Source organism: Pseudomonas sp. NPDC089534, assembly GCF_044749305.1.
GTDB lineage: Bacteria > Pseudomonadota > Gammaproteobacteria > Pseudomonadales > Pseudomonadaceae > Aquipseudomonas > Aquipseudomonas ekonensis.
This window is the reverse complement of record NZ_JBIVHR010000169.1, coordinates 1-5394: the sequence shown is the minus strand read 5'-3', so window position 1 is coordinate 5394 and position 5394 is coordinate 1. Positions and strand designations below refer to the sequence as shown.

Annotated in this window: 4 protein-coding genes and 2 pseudogenes; all 6 read right to left on the bottom strand. The window is 64.1% G+C overall.

The features are described 5' to 3' along the window. Window positions 1–14: 14 nt before the first annotated feature. A pseudogene (locus ACIP0B_RS27785) lies at window positions 15–971 on the bottom strand (NADH-quinone oxidoreductase subunit N); the annotation flags it as partial. A 7-nt stretch (window positions 972–978) separates the two neighbouring features. Beyond that, a complete protein-coding gene (gene nuoM / locus ACIP0B_RS27780; protein WP_400838261.1) occupies window positions 979–2511 on the bottom strand; it encodes an NADH-quinone oxidoreductase subunit M in 1533 nt (510 codons plus the stop codon). Window positions 2512–2550: 39 nt separating this feature from the next. Next, entirely contained in the window at window positions 2551–4404 is a 1854-nt protein-coding gene (gene nuoL, locus ACIP0B_RS27775; protein ID WP_085579787.1) for an NADH-quinone oxidoreductase subunit L, read from the bottom strand. Next, window positions 4401–4709, bottom strand: coding sequence for an NADH-quinone oxidoreductase subunit NuoK (gene nuoK / locus ACIP0B_RS27770; protein WP_003180046.1), 309 nt, complete (start codon window positions 4707–4709; stop codon window positions 4401–4403). The genes nuoL and nuoK overlap by 4 nt, the downstream gene beginning before the upstream one ends. A gap of 3 nt (window positions 4710–4712) precedes the next feature. Further along, the gene (gene nuoJ / locus ACIP0B_RS27765) at window positions 4713–5213 is read right to left on the bottom strand and encodes an NADH-quinone oxidoreductase subunit J (RefSeq protein WP_085579789.1); all 501 of its coding nucleotides are present in this window, start codon (window positions 5211–5213) and stop codon (window positions 4713–4715) included. Window positions 5214–5237: 24 nt separating this feature from the next. Continuing rightward, a pseudogene (locus ACIP0B_RS27760) lies at window positions 5238–5394 on the bottom strand (NADH-quinone oxidoreductase subunit I); the annotation flags it as partial.

The following is a 5394-nucleotide window of genomic DNA, read 5'->3' as shown; positions in this document are numbered from 1 at the left end:
AAAAATACCTAAAACGACAAAAGCACTATAAGCAGGAAGCCGAAGTGCGCGATGGACGAGTAGCCGAGCAGACGCTTGAGGTTGCTCTGGGTCAGGGCCAGCAGGTTGCCGAACAGGATCGAGGCGATGGCGATGATGGTCAGCACGTTGCTCAGCACGCCGCTGCTGGCGGCAGGGGAGATCTGGAACAGGCGCACCATCACGGCGAACACGGCCACTTTCGACGCGGTGGCCAGGAACGCGGCCACCGGCGCCGGAGCACCTTCGTACACGTCCGGGGTCCACAGGTGGAACGGCACCAGCGACAGCTTGAACGCCAGGCCGATCAGCATCATGCCCAGGCCCAGCTGGGCCATCGAGCTCGGCAGGCCGGTGGCGGCCAGCGCCTGGCCAATGCCGTTGAAGCTCAGGGAGCCGGCGTCGGCGTAGAGCAGGGCCATGCCGAACAGCAGGAACGCGGAACCGGCCGCCGACAGCACCATGTACTTGATGCCGGCTTCCAGCGAACGCTTGTTGAAGAAGGCGTAGGCCACCAGACCGTAGACCGGCACCGACAGCAGCTCCAGGCCGATGAACAGGCCGGCCAGGTGCTGCGCGCTGACCAGGACCAGGCCGCCGGCGGCGGCCATCAGGATCAGCAGGTACAGTTCTTCACGGTTGCCCGGGTAACCCGAACCGCCGTCGCCCAGGTAGGCGTGGGCGAGGGTGACGCAGGCGAGGGTGGCGACCAGGATCAGCGCCATGTACAGGCAGGCGAACGTGTCGATCTGCAGCAGCGGGGTCACGGCCAGGGGCGCGACTTTGAGTGCCGGCAGGATCGACAGCAACGCCAGGTTCAGGCCCGCCACCGAAATCAGGAAGGTCTGCGAGTGGTTGCGGCGCCAGGCGATCGCCAGCATCACCACGATGATGGTGAGGCTGGTGATCAACAGTGGCGCTAGCGCAATAAAGTGTTGGATCGTGAATTCCATAGCGCTCTTACCGGGCCGAAGCGAGTTGAGTGAAGGCGGTGCCGAGCCACTGCTGCACGCCATGCATGGTGGCGGCAGAGGTGTCGAGGAACGGTTGCGGGTACACGCCGAGGTAGATCAGCAGCACCGCAAGGCCCAGCACCATGATCAGTTCGCGGCCGTCCATGCCGTGCAGGATCGAGTCCGACTTGGACGGGCCGAAGTAGGCGCGGTGGATCATGATCAGCGAGTAGACGGAACCGAACACCAGGCCGGACGTGGCGATTGCGGTGATCCACGGTGCGCTGGCGAAGGTGCCGATCAGGATCAGGAACTCGCCGACGAAGTTGCCGGTGCCCGGCAGGCCCAGCGAGGCCGCCGCGAAGAACAGGCTGATCGCCGGCAGGTACGCGATGCGCGACCACAGGCCGCCCATCTCGCGCATGTCACGGGTGTGCAGGCGCTCGTACAGCTGACCGCTGAGGATAAACAGCGCCGCCGCCGACAGGCCGTGGGCCAGCATCTGGATCACCGCGCCCTGCAGGGCCAGTTGGCTGCCGGAGTAGATGCCGATCAGGACGAAGCCCATGTGGGAAACGGACGAGAAGGCGATCAGACGCTTGATGTCGGTTTGCGCGAACGCCAGGAACGCGCCGTAGAAGATCCCGATCAGACCGAGGGTCATGGCGAACGGCGCGAACTCGGCCGAAGCGTTCGGGAACAGCGGCAGGGCGAAGCGCAGCAGGCCGTAGGCAGCGGTCTTGAGCAGGATACCGGCGAGGTCGACGGAACCGGCGGTCGGCGCCTGGGCGTGGGCGTCAGGCAGCCACGAGTGGAACGGCACGACCGGCAGCTTCACCGCGAAGGCGATGAAGAAGCCCAGCATCAGCACGTACTCGGTGGTGGCCGACATCTTGGTCTTCAGCAGGTCGGCGTAGTTGAAGCTGATCACGCCGGTGCTGTTGTAGTTCACCAGCACCAGACCGAGGATCGCCACCAGCATGATCAGGCCGGAAGCCTGAGTGAAGATGAAGAACTTGGTCGCGGCGTAGATCCGGGTCTTCTTGCCGTCCGAGGAGCTGTGACCCCAGAGCGCGATGAGGAAGTACATCGGCACCAGCATCATTTCCCAGAAGAAGAAGAACATGAACAGGTCGAGGGCCAGGAACACGCCGACGACACCGCCCAGGATCCACATCAGGTTCAGGTGGAAGAAACCGACGTGACGCTGGATCTCTTTCCACGAGCAGAGCACCGAGAGGACGCCCAGCAGACCGGTCAGCAGGATCATCAGCAGCGACAGGCCGTCGAGGGCCAGGTGCACGTTGATGCCGAAGCGCTGGATCCAGACATGCTTGAACTCAAGCGCCCAGGTCGGGTCGGCACCGGGTTTGGGTGCGAACGAATAGTCGCCGTGGGCCCACAGCCAGAGGCCGAGGGCGAGCAGCAGGGACATGGTGATCAGCGCAATCCAGCGGGGGAGGGTGGCGCCGAAGCGCTCACCCAGCCAGCACAGCAGGCCGCCGATGAAGGGGATCAGGATTAGCCAAGGCAGAATCATGACGGGCTCGTTTCCTTTCGCAAATTCGCAAGGTTCATATCAGACCGCTACCAGCACGACAGCACCGATGACCAACACGGCACCGGCTGCCATCGAGGCGGCGTACCAACGCAGTTGACCGGTCTCGGTACGGCTCAGGGCGGTGTGGCCGCCCTTGGCCATGCGCGGGATCAGACCGATGGTCTGGTCGAGCGGGTCTTTGCGCAGTGCATGGCTGATCGCAAGGTACGGCTTGACGAACAGTTTGTCGTAGATCCAGTCGAAGCCCCAGGCGGCGAACCACCAGGCCGACAGCAGACGGCCGATGCCGCTGTTGGCGACGGCGGTCACGAAGCGGCGCTTGCCCAGGAACAGCAGGGCGGCCAGCAGGATACCGGCCAGGGCGATGGCGCCCGAGGCGATTTCCAGGCTGTGCTTGGCTTCGCCGCCGGCGTGGCCGACGCTCTCCGGCAGCACGCCGTGCAGCGGCGGAACGATCATGGCGCCGACGAAGGTCGACAGCACGATCAGCACCGACAGCGGCAGCCAGTGGGAGATGCCGTGGCCGGCGTGGGCTTCGGTCTTGGCTTCACCGTGGAACGCGATGAAGATCAGGCGGAAGGTGTACAGCGAGGTCATGAACGCACCGACCAGGCCGGCGTACAGCAGGCCTTCGTGGCCGCTGGCGAACGCTTCCCAGAGGATCTCGTCCTTGGAGTAGAAGCCTGCGGTCACCAGCGGCAGGGCGGCCAGGGCCGCGCCGCCGACGATGAAGCTGGCGTAGGCCAGCGGCAGTTTCTTCCACAGGCCGCCCATCTTGAAGATGTTCTGCTCGTGGTGGCAGGCGACGATCACCGCACCGGAGGCGAGGAACAGCAGGGCCTTGAAGAACGCGTGGGTCATCAGGTGGAAGATCGCGCCTTCCCACGCGCCCACGCCCAGGGCCAGGAACATGTAGCCGATCTGGCTCATGGTCGAGTAGGCGAGGATGCGCTTGATGTCGGTCTGCACCAGGGCTGCGAAACCGGCCAGCACCAGGGTCACGCCGCCGACGATGCCGACCAGGTGCAGGATGTCCGGCGCCAGGGCGAACAGGCCGTGGGTACGGGCGATCAGGTAGACGCCCGCGGTCACCATGGTCGCGGCGTGGATCAGTGCCGAGACCGGGGTCGGGCCGGCCATCGCGTCCGCCAGCCAGGTCTGCAGCGGCAGCTGGGCCGATTTGCCGACCGCGCCGCCCAGCAGCATCAGGGTCGCCAGGACGATCCAGAAGTCGCCGGCCTTGAAGTGCTCAGGCGCCTTCACCAGCAGTTCCTGGACGTTCAGCGTGCCCAGTTGCTGGAACAGGATGAACAGGCCGATGGCCATGAACACGTCGCCGATGCGGGTGACGATGAACGCTTTCAGGGCTGCGTTGCCGTTGTTGCGGTTGCTGTAGTAGAAACCGATCAACAGGTACGAGCACAGGCCCACGCCTTCCCAACCGAAGTAGATGAACAGCAGGTTGTCGCCCAGCACCAGGAACAGCATGCTGGCGATGAACAGGTTGGTGTAGGAGAAGAAGCGCGAGTAGCCCGCTTCACCGCGCATGTACCAGGAGGCGAACAGGTGGATCAGGAAACCCACGCCGACCACCACGCCCAGCATGGTCACGGACAGGCCGTCCAGGTACAGGGTGAAGTTCGGCTGGAAGCTTTCCACCGACATCCAGCGCCACAGCACCTGGGTGTACACGCCGCCTTCCGGCGGTGCGACGTTGAACTGCCAGATCACGTAGGCCGCGACGATGGCGGACAGGCCGATGGAGCCGACGCCGATCAGCGCCGACAGGTTTTCCGAGAGGCGCCCGCGGGAGAACGACAGCAGCAGGAACCCGATCAGGGGAAATACGAAAGTCAGAAAGAGTAGGTTCATCCGCGCATCTCACTGGCAGCGTCGATATCGAGCGTGTGGAAGCGGCGATACAGCTGCAGCAGGATCGCCAGGCCAATGCTGGCCTCGGCCGCCGCGAGGCTGATCACCAGGATGAACATGATCTGTCCATCCGGCTGCGCCCAACGGGCACCCGCCACGATGAACGCCAGGGCAGAGGCGTTCATCATCACTTCCAGGCTCATCAATACGAACAGAATGTTGCGGCGGACCATCAGGCCGACGAGGCCGAGGCAGAACAGGATGCCGGCGACCGCCAGACCGTGTTCGAGAGGGATAGCAGGCATACGTTACTCCTTCGCCTCGTTGCGGCCCACGTGGAACGCCGTGACGGCTGCGGCGAGCAGCAGCATCGAGGCGAGTTCGACCACCAGCAGGTACGGGCCGAACAGGCTGATGCCCACGGCTTTCGCGTCCACGGTGGTTTGGCCGATGGCCTGGCCGCTCTGGTGAGCGAACAGGACATACAGCAGTTCGGCCAGCAGCAGCGCGGCGAGAATCACCGGCCCCGCCCAGATGCCGGGCCGCAGCCAGGCGCGTTCCTGCTGAACCGAGGCCGGGCCCAGGTTCAGCATCATCACCACGAACACGAACAGCACCATGATGGCGCCGGCGTAGGCGATCACTTCCAGCACGCCGGCGAACGGCGCGCCGAGGGCGAAGAACGTCATGGCCACGGCGATCAGCGAAATGATCAGGTAGAGCAGGGCGTGCACAGGGTTGGTGTTGGTGACCACGCGAAGCGTGGAGACAACCGCGATACCCGATGCGAAATAGAAAGCGAATTCCATCGTTCTTCCTAAAGGCAGAAAGCTCTACACGTTGATCGGCTCGGCTTCGTTCTGTGCGGCGCCTTTCGGCTTGCCCGCAACGGCCATACCTGCATCACGATAGAAGTTTTAATCTGGGTTTTTGCCGGGGCCGGAGATCAGTAGGTCTTCTTTCTCGTACACCAGGTCCTGACGTTTGAAC